Below are 18,702 nucleotides of genomic sequence, written 5' to 3' on the forward strand. Positions count from 1 at the left end.
TCGTAATTCGTAATGACGGGGTCGGGGGTTCGAGTCCCTCTTGCGCACCATTTAACGGTCTGAAATCTAACGTAGCCTCGGCTTATCGTCGCCGGTGCGGTTTACGCGTTGGAGAGTCTGTTCCGGTAATGGCCCGATACCACGCGGCATCCGATTGAGCGCGCGCTTGAGCAGCGGCAAGGTCTGATTTTGCCCGATAGAACTGGCTTAAGGCGAGATAGCAATCGGTGCGCGCCGGTCCGAGAGCCATCGCGGCGCAGTTTCCTTGCGCGCTCGCGACCGCGGGAAAGCTCGCCAGCAAGATTGCGACAACACTCGCGCTGCAACGTGTGATGCCGCCTGCAAAGCGGATTTCAGCTTTCTGCTCCGGGTTTTGGGTCCAAGCCGACATGCCCCCCAGCGAGAAATTCCGAGTGAGGTGGTTGAGGGAGACCGGGCTGCTGTACATTCTCGCCTCGTTGTGCGGCACAAGCCGACGGGTGCAACTCATACCACCGACGTAATCGACTTGTTCACATTCCAGGACGGAAAAATTATCGAGCTGGTGGAAGCCGCGGATAACGCATTGATCAAATGCTTCGGGGGCGTCCTGGGTTCGCCGCGAAGGCTCGCGGGGTGGCCGTTGGTAGCCTGACGCTAACTCACATTCCGTAGAATTTTGCGTGCTGCCACAAGATCGCTGGTTTCAAAGCCTTCCGTGAAGCGCGAATATGCGGCTTCAAGTACCTCTCGCGCCACGTCGGCCTTTCCCTGATCAATCCACACTCGACCAAGCGAGAGTGCTGCCTTCAGCTCCCACGTGAGAGCTGACTGCTTTCGGGACGTTTCGATGGCAAGAAGCAAGCTCGCCTCTGCTAACGAGTGCTCGGAACCAGGTCCGCTTAGCAGTATCTCGCCCCGAGCGCGCAGGAGCTCGGGTTTCCACCAATTTTCGCCGCAATGCTCCGTCCGCTCCAGCGTCCGTTCAACAAGAGATCTCGCTTCCTGAGTTGAGCCTACCTTGCACAATGCCTCTGCGAGCGAACATACAGCTGGCGTCTTCGCGCAAAGATACTGTTCGGCATCCATTGCGCCGAGCGCACGCGTCAGCAGTGCTATGCCCGACCGCGGATCATCACGAGCGAGCTCTAGTTCACCTTTGAGCGCAAGCGCAACCGCCTGATAGGCTGGAAGTGAATATTTAGCGGCTTGCTGAGTGACAAGATTGATGGCTGTCTCTACGCCTTCGAGAGAATCGCTCCTGAGAAGGATCAGAATCGAATAAACCAACGCAATGCAGTATGAAACAGGATGGTCGTACGCTGCTGCGTTATCGATCGTACGTCTGGCGATTTGGTATGCCTGGTCCTTGAATCCGCACAACCACAAACTCATGCAAAGAGTAACCTGTGCTCGTACCTGGTGGTCATAGCCAAAAGAATTCAATCGCTCGGCGGCCACCTCCTCGGCAAGCCTGAAGCCCCGCCGAGTATGATGAAGTCCAGCATACTGTTCACCTGCAAAAAAATAGGCGTTACCAAGCATCCATTCCTTGAGTACGGCTTCGGCCGTTCCTGTCAGGTTTTCGGCGACCGCCACAGCACGCTTTGCCGTGTTCAAAGCGCCAGTGATATCACCGCGGCGAACAAGCAAGTCTTTCAGACCAGCCAGAAGGTATAATTGCAGCCTGTGTTCGTTCAGCGGCTCTGACAGACCGATAGCTCGCTCGATAGCCAACGCCACCTCTTTGCTATCAGAGCGGGTAAATGTCGATGAAATTGCCCACGCTTCCAGAAGCCTGAGCTCCAGTCGTGTTTGTCCCCCCGCGCTATTCAACGCGTTTAGCGCCTTACGCGACCAATCGCGACACTCCTCCAATTGGGAAAGTCCGAGGAAAAGCGGCGCGGCCCGGGCAGCAAGTTCGCAGGCTATTGAAGCATCCCCGCCCGTTGAGAAACACCAGGACAGGGCCTTGCGAATATTGCCGATATGCGAAGCGTATGCGGCGATGGTTTCCCGGGAAAGGACGGGTCCTTCATCCAGAAGAACCTTAAGAAGGTCCGACAAATAAAGCGCGTGACGTCGCGCGATCAACCCGCTATCGCCCCTCTCGGCGAGCAAAGTCTGCGCATAGACGCGAGTCGTATCAAGAAGACGATAAAGAAAGACAGGTTCCGTTGAGGACACTGAGACGAGAGATTTATCGATCAGGCCGGCGATCGCCGTTTCGATCACGTATTCATCAAAGTTAGAATCGTTGCCTATTGCGCGGGCCGCCTCCATCGAAAATTCGCCCGCGAACACCGACAATCGACTGAGGATCACCTGCTCGTCCGCCGACAGGAGCTTGAAACTCCAATCGAGCGTGGAATACAGGGTTTGATGACGCGGCGATTCACCGCATTTGCCAGGCAAGAAAAGCTCTGCACCGACGTCGAGGAGCCTTGCAGTGCCATTAATCCCGAAACCTCCGACGCGACTGGCCACAAGCTTGATCGCCAGCGGAATACCGTCCAGGCGATGACAGATTTGGCTGACAATTGCTGCATCCGCATCACTCAATGGGACGTCATATCCGCTCGATTTCGCATCCTCCATAAACAGCTGGATGGCCGACGAAGTAAGTGCTTGCTCGGAAGTCGGGATCTGCTCGCGCGGCATATCGAGCGGTCGAAGCCGATATACGGTTTCTCCTTCAGCTCGCATTACTTCACGGCTGGTTGCTAGCAGATATACCGCAGGCGCCTCACGAAAGATTCGTGCAGATATCGCCGCAACCGTCTCAATGACGTGTTCACACCCATCGAGCAAGATCAGGCGTTTTTTGTCGGCCAGGAAGCCGCAGACGAATGCCTCAGGATCTAACCCTTGTGCTGAACATCCCAGCGCGGCAGTTAGAGTACCGAGTACTTGCTCACATTCGGTGATCGAACCGAGGTCTACAAAGCAGACCCCATCGTCTCCAAACCGATGGCGAAGTGCATTGGCGATCGCCACGGCAACGCTCGTCTTTCCTATACCGCCTGGTCCGACCACGTTGAGAAATCGCCGTGAGAGCAGGAGATCGGATAACGATTGGACCGCATCACCTCGTCCTATCAGCAGTTTTGGCCCCGGCGGAAGGTTGAGCCGTGGTATTGGGCCTGCGGAGGTGGTCGCGGTCGCGGCTTCGATCGCTTCTCGTCGAATCGGCGCTACAAAAGCGTAACCCCGGCCAGTCACATTGGCGACATAGTGGGCGTCGTTCTCGTTGCCGAGCGCTCTGCGAAGCGCAGCAACGCACACGCGAAGGGAACCTTTCTCGACCGTGCGGCCCTGCCACACTTGTTCGAGCAACACGCGGTTACTTACTGTCTCTCCCGCTTGGTCGGTCAACGCAATCAGAAGATCCAAAGCGCGGCTGCCAATAGAGACCGGTATCTCGTCTCTTAATAGGAGCCGCTGAGATTTGATTAGCCGGAACGGACCGAAAGATAACGAGTCGGAAAGCCTTTCCTCACTTTTCAATTTGCCTATCATGCTTCGCTCTCTGTTTCCCGCTCGTCTAAACGGAGAGTCTGCTCTCCTGATCATTGTAACGGAAGCTTCATCGCACGGAATAGCGGATAATTTTGTCGCGTCGTTTGGAACCAGCCCGTTCGTAGCGCCGCAGGGCTTCCTCCTGTAGTCCCACAAAATCTGTAGACATGGCCTCTGGCGAGCCATGCGAGAAATGCATTTGGGTTAAGTGTGACCGCCTGGTCGGCCATTCCGATTGCGCTTTCACAATCGTCAACGATGCACGCCGAGATTGCAGCGCCGCATGCCAGTACGCGACGAATTGATGCTGAATACCGCCGCTGCGCGCATTGATTTGCGTCAGTGGCTATTGAGAGCCTCGCACCGCTTCTGCTAGATGAGCGGCAAGTGAGGTCTCTGACGTCTCGACCCGCCAATGGCCCGCAACATCCTGCAAGATGCCGCCAACACCCTGCCGCGCATGATCATGGGCGAGCGGATGTCTTACGCCGATCTCGAAACGCTCGCGCAACGGAGCGACGGCACGCTTTCGATCGATCTGTTGAAACGCGAGGCGCGGGATATCTCGGGTGTGCTCGTGCCGCTTTTGATCGTCGATCATCTCGCCGACTGGATGGTGCATCGGCTCGGCAAAAACAGTGTTGACGTTAATGATCTTTCGCGGGCGCATCTTGCGCTCACCCTTCGCACCGACTTGGTGCCGACGGTTCGCGCGCGCGCGATCCTGTTCGACTGGAGTTGCGTGAGCGGATTCGTGCCGCGCGACGGCTCTCCCAGGCGAGGTGAGGCGAGGGGGCGCACCTGGTACGATCGCGACCGCGGCATGAAATAAAGGTGATGTCGCTCCGGACAAGTGAGCGCGAATTAGCTCCCGGTTCTTTGTGTGTTCTCGCGAGAACTGTGGTTGCGGGTCCCTGCTTTCGCAGGGACGAGAGAGAGAGAGAGAGAGAGAGAGAGAGAGAGAGTCTGCGCCCCCCCGCGTGATTTCCATCACATAAGCCGGTTTCGCATCCCCCTAGTCTCCCCGCGTCCATCAGGTCAGGACCTCAAACAGGGAGACCTCACATGCGAAAGCTCATTCTGATCTCAGCGTTGGTTTTGATTTCCGCCTCTGCGCAGGCCGGGGCCTCCCGCGGCCTGACCATGGCCGCGAACGATCCGCCCCCCGCTGCCGATCAGCCAAAGGCCACAGACGTTCCGAACGCCGAATATCCAAAGACCGAGGCGCCGCGCGCCGCAGCGCCGAAAATCGATGAACGGCCAGCTGCCGAAACGCCTTCGGCCGCGCCGCAAGCCGGTCAGGCCAGGCCGGCGCCGGACAGGAAGGCCGAAAAGCCGAAGCACAGGCGCGAATCGACCGAAGCGCGTGTGATTGACGAACTGCATCGCCACGGAATCTATTGGTAAACACCGCTGCCGCATTGATTTTGACCGGCCGGTTCTGGGATCGGCCGGTCGCGCTGGTGCGCCGGTCCGGTCGATCCTCACGCCGAATTGAGGGCGGCATCTGTGAAGCCGTTCACAGTCGAATCTTGCGATCGCCCTTAAGAATCAAAGGCGAACCCGGTCGAGGGAGACATTTCGTGGCATCACCCGTGAACAAGACCACCGGCGCCCAAGGCTTTTGGGCGTCGATTGCGCGAATCTTGCTGGTCCAAGTCCTGGTCCTGATCGCGCTCTCGGGCGCCATCGTTTTCTATGTGGACTGGTCGTCCAAAGTTGCCTTTGCCGAATTTCTTGCCACGAGCCAGCAGACGACAGGGTCAAATCCGGTGATCCACCCCATGACGTTGCAGGGACCTTGCGAACGCGGCGCGATGGCGCGCCTGCATGGCTCGGCGTGATCTCCGCGCAAACCCGTTCCAGCGTTTGTCGCGAGTTAAAACCGGTTTCCACTTTGCGCTAACGCGGCCCTTCGGGTCCGGATCATGCGCTAAGCCGCGCCAATTCCAGCTTGAGCTACTGCGAAACCGTCTGAACCACGCTGCCGACCGGTCGCGTGCTCGCGACCGGTAGCTTGATTTCCTTGATCAGCGCCTCGTCATATTCGGGCAGGGTCTGGACCGTCGTTCTCGCCTTCATCTGTACGACCTTGTAGCCGCCGGCCTTCAGGCGCCGCAGCAAGGTCGGCATCGCTTCGGCCGTATGCTTCTGGAAGTCGTGCATCAGGATGATGCCCTTGCCCTGCTTGTCGAGTTTGGTCATGACGGTAGCTACGATCTGCTCGGCGCTCTTGGCCCTGAAGTCGAAGGAATCGAGGTCACATGAAAAGATCGCGATGTTGCGCGTGCCGAGATAGGCCATCGCCGCTGGCCCGTGCTGCAATTCCGGGAAGCGGAAGAACGGCGCCGGTGCCGCGCCAAGCGCCAGGCGGACCGCGCTGTAGCCCTTCTCGATCTCGTCCTTGGCGAGTTGTTCGGTCATCTTTTTCGAATTGAGGTTCGCGTGCGACCAGGTATGGGCACCGATGGTGTGACCGGCGGCGGCCACCTGTTTGAGAATTTCCGGGTGAAAGGTCGCATGCTTGCCGATCGGGAAGAACACCGCCCTGGTGCATTCGTCGGCGAGCGCCTTGAGCACGGCCGGCGTATTGTTGGGCCACGGCCCGTCATCGAATGTCAGCACGACTTCCTTGTCGGTCAGGAAATCGAGCTGCTTGAAATGCTCAAAACCAAAGCCCGGCCCGCCGGTGGTGTCGATTTCCACGACGCGCGCCACGCCGAGCGCGTCGGGATTGGCGCATGCGGGCTTCGCCTGCACCAGAGGAGCGGCGGCGAGCTTTTCCGCAATACTGCCGGTGGTTTCGATCTCGTCGCGCGGCGCGCCTGATCTGGCCGGGTTTGCGGCTGGAGACGGTGGAAGCAGTTTGGCGGGCGCCGCGGCGATGGTCTGCGGGGTGCTGACGTGGGCGTGCCGCCCGACCGTCCAGAACCACACGGCAGTGATCACGACAGAGGCCACAACACTCGCCAGCATCAGACCTAACGCGCTACGCATGGTTACTCTTTCTTAAATATCGAGCCTGAAAAAATCGTCAGGTCATTTATCGGAAATAGTCGTTAACGACCTGCCAACGCGCCGCCTGTTCCCTTAAACACCCTGCCGTGTTCGGTATTTGCGTGCCGATCCCCGACGGGTCTTAAGTGAGCGACGTCACTGTCTGGTGGCGGAGTGACCGCCGTCACAGTCCAAAAGCCGGGGTTCATTCACCTTTCGCGCATCACCACGCGCCAACGGTTTTGGCGATAGCCAAGGGAGCCCAGGGATGACCGCACCACTCACCAGAACGCTTCGCCAGGCCGGTTTCGCGCTGGCTGCCGTTGCTGCCTTCGTTTCGTACTCGCCGACTTCGAGCTTCGCCTATACCGCCGAACAGGCGCAGATGTGCACCGGCGATGCATTTCGTCTCTGCAGCTCCGAAATTCCGGACATTCCGAAAATCACCGCGTGCATGGTCAGGCATCGCACGGATCTGAGCGCGGGCTGCCGCGCCGTGATGGATCGCGATCTGGCCCAGAAATCCAGCAACGTTGCGGCCCGATAGCGCCTGTCTTGCCGGAAGTCTCTTGCGCTGAAGCGGCTTGCTAAAGCGCGATGAATTCAGGTCGAATCGCCATCGCGCTTTAGTTTATTGTTTACGCATGATCTTTTCGGAAAACCGCTGCACACTTTGCGCTAACGCGGCCCTTCGGGTCCGGATCATGCTCAGGCGCCGGCTTGCGCGGCATCGCGCATTGACAAACGTTGCCGCAGCGGATTTTGATCGTGCGAAAGCACGATCAAAGGCACCATCAGATGTCCAGGATGCTCTTCGTTTTGCCGCTTGTTGTGGTCGCCTCATCGGCTTTGGCGCAGCAGGGCCATGACGCCTGCGCGCGCGACGTTTCGCGCCTTTGCCGGGCGGTGATCAACCAGGGCGATCAGGTTGTTTTGGGCTGTCTCAAGCAGCATCGTGGCCGGCTCAGCCGCGCCTGCGAGCGGGTTTTGACCGAAAACGGTCAGTAAATCCGGCCGCGGATTCCCGCGAACCATCCTCACTATTTCCGAAGAAACCAGGGACTCATCGGGGGATTGAACGAGTCTGATCCCGAACCCATGGCTTATTTCTCTAAATGGCTTATTTCTCTAATTCAGATGCGTGCGATCCATTGTCGGGTTCGCCAGCCTTGGCCGTGCGCGATGCCGCTGCCAGCTCACGCACTTTTGCGCGGATCGGTTCGAATGGGCCGTATCTATGCTGCTCCAGACTGAAGCCGTCGACGTAGGGGCCGTACGGAGTATCGATCGGCTTTTGGAGGCGGGTAGGAAAATCCCTGTCGAGGTTTGCCATTTGTGGCCGCTTCTGGTTGATGACATAGGCTGCCACGTCATAAGCCTCTTCATCCGTGAGCACCGGGGCGTTGAACACAGTGCCGATGGGCATGTTGTGCATCGCATAGGCCGCGGCGGTCAAAAGGCGGCTCATCCCAGCGCCAGTGTTGTAGCTGTCGGGACCCCAAAGCGGTGGGAACAGATATCCGGCGCCGGTTTGGGCGCGTTGCCCCGATCCATCTGACCGGTGGCAAGCCACGCATAGCCGAGAAAAAACCTCCGCGCCGCGGCTGGGATTAGCAGCGCGGGCAGGCTCTTTTATCTTCAAGGTGCCCGCGCCGACGAGCTTTGCGCCGTCCGGAACCCCGGTCGACAGCCAGCGCATGTAGGAGGATAACGCCCTCATCTCGCGGCCATCGAGCGGCAGCGCCAGACCATTCATGCTCCGCTCCATGCAACCATTGATACGATCCTCGAGCGTGTCGACTGCGCCTTCCCTCGCGCGGTATTGCGGGAATTGTCCCCAAATACCTATGAGCGGCATCGCATACGGCTGGGTCCCGCCCCGCAGATGGCAGTTTTGGCACGTAAGATTATTGCCCGCGAAACGTCTCGTCGGATCCGACACAGTGGGCCCGATCTCATTCGCCGTATCGGCAAAAAGTGCGTACCCGTATTTGACAAGCCTGCCGAACGGATCGTCCGCGACCGCGGCGATGTCCGGCGGTGTCCAGTGGGTGAGGTCGATGTTGCTGTCCTCTGCGATCGAGCGGCCCAAGCCCGCTACCGAGGCCGTGATGCACAAGATCGCAGTGAGCCTGAAGAGCCACGTGCGTTTCATGGCGGACTCTGCGTTGGACTCTGCGTTGAATCGGGCTCAGCGAAGCCAGCGTCGGCTGTCGCTGGACGCATCATAGGTCCGGCGCGCCGAAAATCTACCGGGACTTGTTGCGAAACCGGAGCAGGAATGAGGGCGATCTCATCTCTCCAGACCATGAGCCGGGACCGCGAGGGCTAGACTTGTACACACTACGTGCTGCCGCCGGCCGCGGCCGAGGCAATCGGCAACACCTCGCTGGCGGCGCGGTCGGGGGTGTCTTCCTTCCAGCGAACCGATCCGAATGGCCGTTCCAGCATGCGGCGAATCCGCACCTGATCGGGTCCGAGGTGAAAATCCATCGCGCGCTGATGCAGCGCGCGTTCGGATTGCGTCGAGCGATTGCGCTGGCGCAGATAATCGAGCCAGGTCGGGCAATGATAGCGTTCCGTCCAAAGCTCGGGATCGGCGATGTCGCGCGCGATCGACCAGCCATAGGCGCCATTGCGCTGGCGGCTGAGCTGCACCTCCTGCATGACGTTATGGAAAACGCGGGCATTTTCCTGCGCCACGCGATACTCGATCTCGACCACCAGCGGTCCGCTGCGCGCGGTCAGCGACAACTGCACTTCGGGGTCGGCAAGCACCGCGGCATCCTCGTTGCGCGCGCCGACGCGCGGCATATGCAGCCAGAGCCCGAGCAGCGGCGAGGCCAGCATCAGCGCGCCGGAAACCAGTAGCGCGATTTCGACGCCGACCGCGTCGGTGAGACGTCCCCAGCCCCAGCTTCCGATGGCGATGCCGCCGGCGATCGAAGCCTGAAACGCCGCGAGCGAGCGGCCTGCCACCCAGCGCGGCGCCGAAAGCTGCACGCCGATATTGAACAAGGCAACCGCAAGCATCCACACCGCACCGGCAATTACCAGCGCGGCTGCGGTCAGCACCGGCTCACGGCTCAAGCCGACCGCGGCAATGGCGCCGCCCATCGCTATCGCGCAGGCGCGGATCGCGGCCTCGCCGCTTAAGCGTTTGCGCACCTCGCCGATATTGAGCGCGCCGACCACCGCGCCCATGCCGAACGCACCCAGCATGATGCCATAGGTCTGCGCGCCGCCGTGCAGGAGATCGCGGGCGACCAGCGGCATCAGCGCCGACACCGAGCCGCCGATAATGCCGGTCACGAGCGTGCGCGCCAGAACGATCTTGATCGACGGCGAGTTCGCAATGTAACGCACGCCCGACACGATGGCGCGGTTGAGGCGCTCGCGGGGCAGCCGCGACGGCTCGCTGGTGCGGCGCCACAGGAAGAGGACGACCAGGAGCGGGATGTAAAGGATGGCGTTGGCGGCGAAGGCTGCGACCGCGCCGGCCGTCGCAACCACGATGCCGCCGATCGCCGGGCCGAAACTGCGCGCGATATTGTAGCTGATGCCGTTGAGCGCGACCGCCGAGGGCAGCGTTTCCGCCGGCACCTGCTCGGTCACCGACGCCTGCCATGCGGGACCGAACAGCGCCATTCCGCTGCCAACGATGAAGCAAAAGACAAGCAGGATTTGCGGTGTAACAAGGCCGAGCCATGCCAGCACCGTCAGCGCCGTCGCCCCCGACAGTGCGATCGAGAGCGAAACCAGCGCCACGATGCGGCGGTCATACATGTCGGCGATCGCGCCGGCCGGCATCGAGATCAGCATCACCGGCAGCATCAACGCGGTTTGCACCAGCGCGACCTTGTCGGCGGACGATGTCATCTGGGTCATCGCCCAGGCCGCGCCGACCGCCTGGATCAACAGGCCAAGATTGGAAAGCAGGCTCGCCAGCCATATCCGCCGGAAAACGGAATGCCGCAGCGGGGCTGCGACGCCTTCGGCGGCGAACATCGAGCGTTTTGATGAAGCAGTCATGTCCTCTTCCGTGGTGCCGGCCGATCAGCCGGCGTCATTTTCTTTAGCAATGCTTGAGCGAAGCCCGCTCCGGCCCGAGGGCCGTGCAGGTTGGCTCGCCAAAATACCCAAAATCGTCCGGGCGTCATATTGGCCGCCGCGATGCCTCAATCGTGATCCTCGCATGCCGGTAAGCCGGTGGTTGCACGGCTTCGTGGCTTCTGGTTTTCGGAACTGATATGCTTAGATAACGCCCGCTCCGTCGTGGCTTTTGCGAGGACGCATTTGAGCATAGCCGAATCCTGGAACATTCCACCCACGCATCAGCCGCTGGTGCCTCCGAGCCCCCCGCGCGCGCCGGAATCGATGACCGCACTCGGCCGGTTGGCGGCGCTGCGAGACAACGCCATCGCAACCTGGGGCCAGCGCGCCTACGAAGAAGATAACATCCAGGGCCGCTTCCTCCTGCGCTCGAGTTTTATTCTCAACACGCCGGATGCGATCCGCCATGTGCTGGTCGACAATTACGAGAACTACACCCGCACCGCCGCTGGCATCAGGGTGCTTCGTCCCGTGGTCGGCGAAGGCCTGCTGATTGCCGAAGGCCGCGCCTGGAAGCATCAGCGGCGGACCTTGTCGCCGGCATTTACGCCGCGCGCGGTGTCGCTGCTCGTTCCGCACATGGTTGCGGTGACCGACGAAACGATAGCAAAGCTGCAGGCGGCGGCTGGCGCGCCGGTCGATCTGCGCGAAACCATGCAGCGCATGACGCTGGAGATCGCCGGCCGCACCATGTTCTCGTTCGGGATGGAACGGCATGGAGCGACGCTGCGCAATTTCGTGATGGAATATGGCGATCGGCTGGCGCGGCCGCATTTTCTCGACTTGATCTTGCCGCTGGGCTGGCCGAGCCCTCAGGATTTTTCCCGCGCGCGATTTCGCAAACGGTGGACGCAGTTCGTCCGTCTGCTGATGGCGGAGCGCCGCGCCGCCGGGAAGAACGAGGGCGCGCCGGCGCGCGACCTGTTCGACCTGATGGATGCCGCGCACGATCCCGAAACCGGAAGGGCGTTCAGCGACGAGCAACTCGGCGACCAGGTCGCGACCATGATCCTGGCCGGCCACGAGACCACCGCGACCGCCCTGTTCTGGTCGCTGTACCTGCTCGCGCTCGATCCCTCGACGCAGGAAAAATTGGCGGCTGAGGCGCGTCGGGTCGCCGCCAACGGCAGTCTCGATGTCGAGCAGCTGAAATTCGCCCGCGCGGTTGTCGACGAAACCATGCGGCTCTATCCGCCGGTGTTTCTGATCGCACGCGCCGCCTTGGCAGGCGACACCATCGCCGGCATGCCAATCCGGAAGAACGACGTGATCCTGATCGCGCCCTGGCTATTGCACCGCCATGAAAAGCTTTGGCGCGATCCCAACGCATTCATCCCCGAGCGCTTCATGCCGCCAGCGCCGCCGCCGGACCGCTTCACCTATTTGCCGTTCGGGGTCGGCGCGAGAATCTGCATCGGTGCGCATTTTGCGCTGGTCGAGGCGACGCTCGCGCTCGCCAGGGTCATTGGCGCGTTCCGCGTCACGCTCGTGGACAAGGAGCCGGTGATGCCGGTCGGCGTCGTGACCACGCAGCCGGACCACTCGCCGATGTTCCGTATTGCTGCGCGTTGACGGGTATTGTCGGAGCTGCCGGCAATCCCCAACTAAAGCGCGATGGTTCAAGGTCGAATGATTGCGGTGCGTTGGATTATTGTTTGGGCATGAGATCGGCGCAAACGCGTTTTCGCGCTTGTCGCGACGGAAAACGGGTTTCCGCTGTTCCGGGTCATGCCATAGGCTGAAGCCATGAGCGACATAGAGGCCCAGTTTTCGGTTCTGAAGCAGACGGCCGATCCGGCCGTGACGGACGCGATCGCTGAGCTCATCGCCAAAGGCGAAGACCACGAGCTCAATCGCATCAACGCCCTGGATTTCTCCAGCCGTCGCGGTCTTGACGAAGAGCAGGTAATTTCAGCCTTCCTGCACGCCTCGCGGCTCGGCCTGTTCGATCTCACCTGGAACGTGCTCTGCCCCGGCTGCAGCGGCGTACTCGATGCGCACGACACGCTGAAGTCGCTGCGCCATGAGGACTATCAGTGCGGCCTGTGTGCCTGCGGCTACGAGCCTTCCGTCGACGAACAGGTCGAGGTCGCCTTCACCGTCAGCCCCAGGATCAGGAAGATCGCCGCGCACGATCCGAACACGCTGCCCTTGTGGGAATATTACAAGCAGGTTTTCTGGAGTTCGGGCATCGACCTTAACAGGGACACCTTCCCCTCCCTTGCCGATGAGGTGACGCTCGATGCGCTGGAACTGCCTGCCGGGGAAAAAGCGGTGCTGTCGCTGCAGCTTCCACAGCAATTCATCATCGCGTTCGAGCCGGTGACTCACTCGGCGCATTTCATCGAGGTGCAGGGTGAGCCGACCAAGGAGCGGCAGCAGCTCGCGCTGGTCTACAACAAGGCGCACCCGCCGACCGGCTCGATCAGCCTGCGACCGGGCCCTTTGCGGCTTTCGCTCGACAATCAGGCCGGCGTGCGCACGCTGCCTACCGTTTTTATCGCGGGTGAAGCGCTTCATGAAATGCTCGGCAAGCGCCGGCGGTTTCTGACCGCCAAGCGGATGCTGTCCAACCAGACCTTCCGCGACGTGTTCAAGGCCGACAACCTCAATATCGACCAGCGTCTGAAGATCACTTCCCTGACCTTTCTGTTCACCGACCTGAAGGGATCGACGGCGCTGTACGAGCGCGTCGGGGATCTCGCGGCCTTCGATCTGGTGCGCGCGCATTTTCAGGCGCTTCTGGGAATCATCTCCTCCGAGAAGGGCGCGGTGGTAAAGACCATCGGCGACGCCGTGATGGCGACCTTCGTGCGGCCCGAGCATGCCATCATCGCGGGCTTGCGGATGCGCGCCGCAATGGACGAGCTCAACGTCCAGCGCGGCAGGGACGATCTGGTGGTCAAGATCGGCATTCACGAGGGCCCGTGCCTTGCCGTCATGCTCAACGAGCGGCAGGATTATTTCGGCCAGACCGTCAATATCGCGGCCCGCGTTCAGGGCCTTTCCACATCGCAGGCGATCCACGTCACCGGACCCGTGATCGATGCGCCGGCGGTAGCCGCCATTCTGGAAAAGGAGGCGATCACGCCGATCCAGAAACAGGCAGCCCTTCGCGGCATCGCCGACAAGGTTTTGGTGTACGAAATTCCCTGACAGTCATCGTGAGAAGCGATTCAAGCTACGCTTTATGCGGGAGGCTTCCTCGCAATACCGCTTAAATTGCCGAAACGTAATCTCGCACAAGGGCGTTTGCGCATTGTGCGACTTGCGTTTTCGACTCATATATGGTGGCAAGCGGTGTCCCCGCGTACCGGCAAACCCTGGATGCGAACATCATGCTCGACGGACTACGCCAATTCATCGCCGACGTTATTTCTCCAAGCCCGAACGAGCATCGCTCATTCGACGATCGCGGATATCGTCTGGCCGCCACCGCGCTGCTGGTTCACGTCATGTCGCTCGACGGCCAGCCGTCGGAAGCCGAAAAGCGCAAACTTCACAGTCTGATCGAAAGCCGCTTCGGCCTTGATCCCGGCACCGCGGGCCAACTGATTGCGTCTGCCACGCAGGTCGAGGGCGAAGCGGTCGATCTCTACCACTTCACCAGCGTCATCATGCGTTCGGTGGACGAGGCGGGCCGGCTGCGCATTGTCGAGATGATGTGGGAATTGGTCTACGCCGACGGTCAGGTGAGCGAGTTTGAAGATAACGTCATATGGCGCGCCGCCGACTTGCTGGGCGTGTCTTCCCGCGACCGGATCGATCTCAAGCACCGCGCTGCCGCAAGCGCCCCGATTCCGAACCTCGCATCATCGTGATGCGATCTTGAAGTTCTGATCCGCCACGCCGGGCCGACGACGCCCGTTTCGGTCCATCAGGCGCGCTTCGGATTCTTCAAGAAAATAACGGCACAAGGCGGAGCGCGCGTTCGCGGCACTGCAAATGACAAAACTTTAATGTGCCTGCGGCCGCCGAAACGGTCACGCTCCAATAGCTGGTATTCGATTCTGGTGGGCGCGAGGATGCCGAAGCGCTTGCGGGCCGCTTGCATCCCGCCTAAGGCGTAGGCTCTCGCCCCGGGGAGGCGGCTATAGTTGTGTTCAAGAGCATTGAATCGTGACTGAACGGGTGACGCTGATTACCGGCGCCTCGGCGGGGATAGGCGCCGAACTGGCGCGGGTCTTCGGATCCAACGGCCATCGCCTGGCTCTGGTGGCGCGGCGGGCGGACCGTCTGTCGGCATTGGCTAAAGATATTACTGCGGTGGGGGGTAAGAACCCGATCGTGGTTCCCTGCGACCTCGAACAGACTGACGCTGGTGATCGGATCGCCGCCGCACTCACTGCCGAAGGCGTGGAAGTTCAATATGTCGTCAATAATGCCGGCTTCGGCTTGTCCGGCCATGCCGCCCAATTGGATCGCACGCAGCAGCTTGGCATGATCGCGGTCAATGTCCGCGCGGTGACCGATTTGTCGCTGCGGTTTTCCGAGCAACTGATCCGCCATCGCGGCGGCATTCTCAATGTGGCATCGATTGCAGGCTTCCTGCCGGGGCCCGGAATGGCGGTGTACTACGCCTCGAAGGCCTATGTCCTGTCGCTGACAGAAGCCCTGCGCGCCGAGCTCGGTCCGCACGGCGTGCGGGTGACGGTGCTTTGTCCGGGCCCGGTGCCGACCGAATTCCAGGAACGGGCGGGATTTAAGCCTGGATTTGATTCGACGGTGCTTAGCGTTTCGGCCGCCGATGTTGCTCGCGCCGCCTATCGCGGCTTGATGGACAACAAGCGGGCAGTGCTGCCCGGATTCGGCATCAAGGTGGTGCCGCTGATGCTGCGGCTGTTTCCCCGCGGCTTCATTCTCGCGGCCGTCTCCGGCTTTCAGCTGCGCAAGCGCTGATATGACCTCAATCCGAGGCCATTTTGGCCCGTAGCTTGCTTGTCCAAGGATCGTGTCTGGAGCTCGCACTCACCCAAAATTAACGATCACCTCGCTACCATCGCCTCCTTGGGCCTGCGAAAAGACAGCTTGATGTCGTTCCATGCCAATAACATCGCCACCGGACCTGTGTGGCGCGTTCCGGCCGGCGCCAAACCAGCCGCCGATCGCCCCTTGGCTGCCACATCCCTTCTGCCCGTGCTGATGGTCCTGCATCAGGAAACGTCGACTCCGGGCCGGGTCGGCAACGCGCTGCGAGAGCTCGGATATCCGCTCGATATAAGGCGGCCGCGCTTTGGCGATGCGCTTCCCGAAACTCTGGAGGGCCGTGCGGGCGCCGTGATTTTCGGCGGACCGATGAGCGCGAACGACGGTGATGAGTTCGTTCGCCGCGAGATCGACTGGGTCGCCGTCCCGCTGGCCGAGCAGCGTCCATTCCTGGGAATCTGTCTCGGCGCGCAGATGCTGGCAAGGCAACTTGGCGCCCGGGTCGCGCCGCATGCTCAGGGACGCGAGGAGATCGGCTATTACCCGATCCGGCCCACGGCGGCCGGGACCAAGCTGTGTCCGGACTGGCCCGATCATGTCTACCACTGGCACCGCGAGGGATTCGAACTGCCTCACGGTGCCGAATTGCTGGCGGAGGGCGGCGACTTCCCGGTGCAGGCGTTCCGGGCGGTCAATTGCTTCGGCTTGCAGTTTCATCCCGACGTGACCTACGCAATGATGCATCGCTGGACGACGCGTGGCGCGGCGCGGCTCGAATTGCCCGGCGCTCACCCGCGGCATCAACACTTCGCCGACCGCGCACAATATGATGTGGCTGAGCGCGCCTGGTTGAAGCGATTTCTCGATGGCTGGCTGAGCCTCGTGCCGGCGTCGATGATGTCACAGGCCGCGGAATAGGCGGGGGCTCTCGTAAATCTCGAACTGTGCATTGGAGACCGGCATGACGCCTGTCCTCGTCATGGCCGGGCTTGACCCGGCCATCCACGTCCTTGTCTCCTTTAGCAGAGCAAACAAGACGTGGATCACCGGGACAAGCCCGTGATGACGCCAAGTTTGTGGCGGGGATTCCATGCGCGCGTCAGATTGCTTACATGTTGAGTCCAGTTCAGCGGGCGCAAAGGACAGCGACATGACAAACGATGAGTTCGCACAATTGTTGAAGGAGTTCACGCGCTCGGCGGAATCCGGCAAAAGGCTCGCACTGAGACGCCTGAAAGTGCTGAGCGAAAATGAACCGGCCGCGGTCTTTTGAGCCCGTCGCCGCCCTTCGGGCTACGCCGGGCACGCTTCGCCCTTCGGGTTTGTCATGGCCGTGCCGCGCGAAGCCCGACGGGCGAAGCGTGGTGGAGCCAGGCGGGATCGAACCGCCGACCTCGTCATTGCGAACGACGCGCTCTCCCAGCTGAGCTATGGCCCCGTCGTGGCCGCCTCGATGAACATGGGCGACCGAGTGTGGGCGCCATTTACAATCCGCGTCAAGGTCAAGTCAAGAACGGTGAAATCGCGGGCTTTTTCGGGGCTTTTTTGCAAGGAACTTCCCTTGTTTGCACGAGGTGGAACCGATATCTAGCAGACGGTCCGATCCGCGGCCTGTCCCATCGAGCAAGCCCCACCATGCGTGCCCTTCTCGACATCGTTCTCATTGTCCTGGATCTCTATGTCTGGCTTCTGATCGCCGCGGCCATCCTGTCCTGGCTGATCGCCTTCAATGTCGTGAACACGCGCAACCAGTTTGTCGCCGCGGTGGCCGAATTCCTTTACCGGATCACCGAACCGCTGCTGGCGCCGATCCGCTCGTTCCTGCCGAATTTCGGCGGGCTCGATATCTCGCCGATCATCCTGATCCTGATCATCATGTTCATTCAACGGGTGATCACCTATTACGTCTATCCGAGTGTGTTCTGATCGCGTGCCTGAATGGCCGATCCTTAATGGCCGATCCTTGGCGTTATTCCGCCCAAGGCGTCAGTATGGCGCTTCGGGTAACCCCGCGCGGCGGCCGGGACGCTGTTGATGGTGTCGAGACCCTTGCCAACGGCCGCACCGTGCTCAAGGTGCGGGTTCGTGCCATCGCCGAAGGCGGCGAAGCCAATCGCGCGGTGACTAAACTGCTGGCCAGCGCGCTGGGCGTGCCCAAGGCGAGCGTACGGATTGTCTCGGGAGAGACCTCGCGCCTCAAGCAGGTCGCCGTCGATGGCGATCCGGAAAGGCTCGGGCAAGCGCTGCGCACGCTTGTTTCGGCGAACCAATGATGGGATCGATATGACAGCCCGGATCATCGATGGAAAACGCATCGCCGCCGAACTTCGTGCCCGCGTCGCCGACGAGGCTGGGCGGGCGCGGCGCGACCATGGGTTGACGCCCGGTCTCGCCGTCGTGCTGGTCGGCGACGATCCCGCGAGCCAGGTTTATGTGCGTAGCAAGCACAGGCTGACGCAGGAAGCCGGCATGGCCTCGTTCGAGCATGTGTTGCCGGCGGACGTCGCGCAAGACGAACTGCTGGCGCTGATCGCCCGGCTTAACCGCGATCCCCTCGTCCATGGCATTCTGGTGCAATTGCCGTTGCCGAAGTCGCTCAATACCGAAGCAGTGATCAACGCCATCGACCCCGCGAAGGATGTCGATGGCCTGCATCCAAACAATGCCGGGCGCCTGGCGAACGGATTTGCGGCGCTGTCGCCTTGCACGCCGCTCGGCTGCATCATCCTGACCAAAAGCGTTCACGCCTCGCTTCAAGGCATGAATGCGATCGTGATCGGCCGCTCCAACCTGGTGGGACGGCCGCTCCTGCAGTTGCTGCTCAATGAGAACGCGACCGTGACGATCGCGCATTCGCGTTCGCGCGAACTGGCCACGCTGTGTGCGCGCGCCGATCTGGTCTATGCCGCCGTCGGCAAAGCGGAAATGGTGCGCAGCGACTGGATCAAGCCGGGCGCCACCGTGATCGATGTCGGCATCAACCGGCTGGTCGATGCCGACGGCAAGGCCCGCCTGGTCGGCGATGTCGATTTTGCCGAAGTGTCGCAAGTCGCCGGTGCCATCACGCCGGTGCCGGGCGGCGTCGGCCCGATGACGGTGGCCTGTCTTCTGGTCAACACGCTGCGCGCGGCCAGCGCCATTGCCGGATTGCCGAAGCCGGCGGTGTGA

The 18,702-nt window shown here is 61.1% G+C and carries 20 protein-coding genes and 1 tRNA gene; 15 read left to right on the forward strand and 6 right to left on the reverse strand.

Annotation, left to right across the window (positions count from 1 at the left end; genetic code table 11):
• Positions 1 to 82: 82 nt before the first annotated feature.
• Positions 83 to 448, reverse strand: coding sequence for a hypothetical protein (locus tag VNX23_RS17025; RefSeq protein ID WP_325631879.1), 366 nt, complete (start codon positions 446 to 448; stop codon positions 83 to 85).
• Between the two features lie 12 nt (positions 449 to 460).
• Here VNX23_RS17025 and VNX23_RS17030 point away from each other — a divergent pair, with 12 nt between their 5' ends.
• The gene (locus VNX23_RS17030) at positions 461 to 634 is read left to right on the forward strand and encodes a hypothetical protein (RefSeq protein ID WP_325631880.1); all 174 of its coding nucleotides are present in this window, start codon (positions 461 to 463) and stop codon (positions 632 to 634) included.
• 2 nt (positions 635 to 636) lie between these two features.
• Here VNX23_RS17030 and VNX23_RS17035 read toward each other — a convergent pair whose 3' ends face one another.
• A complete protein-coding gene (locus VNX23_RS17035) occupies positions 637 to 3,498 on the reverse strand; it encodes an ATP-binding protein (protein ID WP_325631881.1) in 2,862 nt (953 codons plus the stop codon).
• Positions 3,499 to 3,913: 415 nt separating this feature from the next.
• Between VNX23_RS17035 and VNX23_RS17040 the strand changes: the two genes are divergently transcribed.
• The 3 genes from VNX23_RS17040 to VNX23_RS17050 all read left to right on the forward strand — a co-directional run bounded on the left by VNX23_RS17040 (position 3,914) and on the right by VNX23_RS17050 (position 5,342).
• A complete protein-coding gene (locus VNX23_RS17040; RefSeq protein ID WP_325631882.1) occupies positions 3,914 to 4,330 on the forward strand; it encodes a hypothetical protein in 417 nt (138 codons plus the stop codon).
• A gap of 233 nt (positions 4,331 to 4,563) precedes the next feature.
• Positions 4,564 to 4,905 (forward strand): hypothetical protein, encoded by a 342-nt coding sequence (locus tag VNX23_RS17045; RefSeq protein ID WP_325631884.1) that lies wholly within the window; start codon positions 4,564 to 4,566, stop codon positions 4,903 to 4,905.
• Between the two features lie 176 nt (positions 4,906 to 5,081).
• Positions 5,082 to 5,342, forward strand: a complete 261-nt coding sequence (locus VNX23_RS17050; protein WP_325631886.1) for a hypothetical protein — start codon at positions 5,082 to 5,084, stop codon at positions 5,340 to 5,342.
• A gap of 115 nt (positions 5,343 to 5,457) precedes the next feature.
• Here VNX23_RS17050 and VNX23_RS17055 read toward each other — a convergent pair whose 3' ends face one another.
• Positions 5,458 to 6,495: a polysaccharide deacetylase family protein gene (locus VNX23_RS17055; RefSeq protein ID WP_325631888.1), complete on the reverse strand. Its 1,038-nt coding sequence runs from the start codon at positions 6,493 to 6,495 to the stop codon at positions 5,458 to 5,460.
• Between the two features lie 268 nt (positions 6,496 to 6,763).
• Here VNX23_RS17055 and VNX23_RS17060 point away from each other — a divergent pair, with 268 nt between their 5' ends.
• Positions 6,764 to 7,042: a hypothetical protein gene (locus VNX23_RS17060; protein ID WP_325631890.1), complete on the forward strand. Its 279-nt coding sequence runs from the start codon at positions 6,764 to 6,766 to the stop codon at positions 7,040 to 7,042.
• A gap of 251 nt (positions 7,043 to 7,293) precedes the next feature.
• On the forward strand, positions 7,294 to 7,503 hold the full coding sequence (locus VNX23_RS17065; RefSeq protein ID WP_325631892.1) for a hypothetical protein: 210 nt from the start codon (positions 7,294 to 7,296) through the stop codon (positions 7,501 to 7,503).
• A 112-nt stretch (positions 7,504 to 7,615) separates the two neighbouring features.
• Here the strand turns inward: VNX23_RS17065 and VNX23_RS17070 are convergent, their stop codons facing one another.
• Both VNX23_RS17070 and VNX23_RS17075 read right to left on the reverse strand, forming a co-directional pair.
• Complete coding sequence (locus VNX23_RS17070) at positions 7,616 to 8,587, reverse strand: c-type cytochrome (RefSeq protein ID WP_325631893.1); 972 nt, start codon at positions 8,585 to 8,587, stop codon at positions 7,616 to 7,618.
• A 251-nt stretch (positions 8,588 to 8,838) separates the two neighbouring features.
• Positions 8,839 to 10,527, reverse strand: coding sequence for an MFS transporter (locus tag VNX23_RS17075; RefSeq protein WP_325631894.1), 1,689 nt, complete (start codon positions 10,525 to 10,527; stop codon positions 8,839 to 8,841).
• A 264-nt stretch (positions 10,528 to 10,791) separates the two neighbouring features.
• Here VNX23_RS17075 and VNX23_RS17080 point away from each other — a divergent pair, with 264 nt between their 5' ends.
• The 6 genes from VNX23_RS17080 to VNX23_RS17105 all read left to right on the forward strand — a co-directional run bounded on the left by VNX23_RS17080 (position 10,792) and on the right by VNX23_RS17105 (position 16,807).
• Positions 10,792 to 12,180 carry a cytochrome P450 gene (locus VNX23_RS17080; protein WP_325631896.1) on the forward strand — a complete coding sequence of 463 codons (1,389 nt, stop codon included), beginning with the start codon at positions 10,792 to 10,794 and terminating at the stop codon, positions 12,178 to 12,180.
• A 174-nt stretch (positions 12,181 to 12,354) separates the two neighbouring features.
• Complete coding sequence (locus VNX23_RS17085) at positions 12,355 to 13,764, forward strand: adenylate/guanylate cyclase domain-containing protein (protein WP_325631898.1); 1,410 nt, start codon at positions 12,355 to 12,357, stop codon at positions 13,762 to 13,764.
• Positions 13,765 to 13,946: 182 nt separating this feature from the next.
• Positions 13,947 to 14,429, forward strand: coding sequence for a TerB family tellurite resistance protein (locus VNX23_RS17090; RefSeq protein ID WP_325631900.1), 483 nt, complete (start codon positions 13,947 to 13,949; stop codon positions 14,427 to 14,429).
• A gap of 298 nt (positions 14,430 to 14,727) precedes the next feature.
• Complete coding sequence (locus VNX23_RS17095) at positions 14,728 to 15,507, forward strand: SDR family oxidoreductase (RefSeq protein ID WP_325631902.1); 780 nt, start codon at positions 14,728 to 14,730, stop codon at positions 15,505 to 15,507.
• 132 nt (positions 15,508 to 15,639) lie between these two features.
• On the forward strand, positions 15,640 to 16,452 hold the full coding sequence (locus VNX23_RS17100) for a glutamine amidotransferase (protein WP_325631904.1): 813 nt from the start codon (positions 15,640 to 15,642) through the stop codon (positions 16,450 to 16,452).
• Positions 16,453 to 16,684: 232 nt separating this feature from the next.
• Positions 16,685 to 16,807, forward strand: coding sequence for a hypothetical protein (locus VNX23_RS17105; RefSeq protein ID WP_325631905.1), 123 nt, complete (start codon positions 16,685 to 16,687; stop codon positions 16,805 to 16,807).
• 89 nt (positions 16,808 to 16,896) lie between these two features.
• On the opposite strand, the gene VNX23_RS17110 is transcribed toward VNX23_RS17105, so the two are convergent.
• Positions 16,897 to 16,972: transfer RNA gene (locus VNX23_RS17110), tRNA-Ala, on the reverse strand.
• Positions 16,973 to 17,169: 197 nt separating this feature from the next.
• Here VNX23_RS17110 and VNX23_RS17115 point away from each other — a divergent pair.
• Genes VNX23_RS17115 through folD form a run of 3 tightly spaced genes read left to right on the forward strand, consistent with a single transcriptional unit; the run spans position 17,170 to position 18,702 of the window.
• Entirely contained in the window at positions 17,170 to 17,460 is a 291-nt protein-coding gene (locus VNX23_RS17115; protein ID WP_325631907.1) for a YggT family protein, read from the forward strand.
• Between the two features lie 26 nt (positions 17,461 to 17,486).
• Positions 17,487 to 17,807, forward strand: a complete 321-nt coding sequence (locus tag VNX23_RS17120; protein ID WP_325631909.1) for a DUF167 domain-containing protein — start codon at positions 17,487 to 17,489, stop codon at positions 17,805 to 17,807.
• Between the two features lie 10 nt (positions 17,808 to 17,817).
• Positions 17,818 to 18,702 carry a bifunctional methylenetetrahydrofolate dehydrogenase/methenyltetrahydrofolate cyclohydrolase FolD gene (folD, locus tag VNX23_RS17125; RefSeq protein WP_325631911.1) on the forward strand — a complete coding sequence of 295 codons (885 nt, stop codon included), beginning with the start codon at positions 17,818 to 17,820 and terminating at the stop codon, positions 18,700 to 18,702.

Origin of the sequence: Bradyrhizobium sp., from assembly GCF_035570375.1 — a bacterium.
Taxonomy (GTDB): Bacteria; Pseudomonadota; Alphaproteobacteria; order Rhizobiales; family Xanthobacteraceae; genus Bradyrhizobium.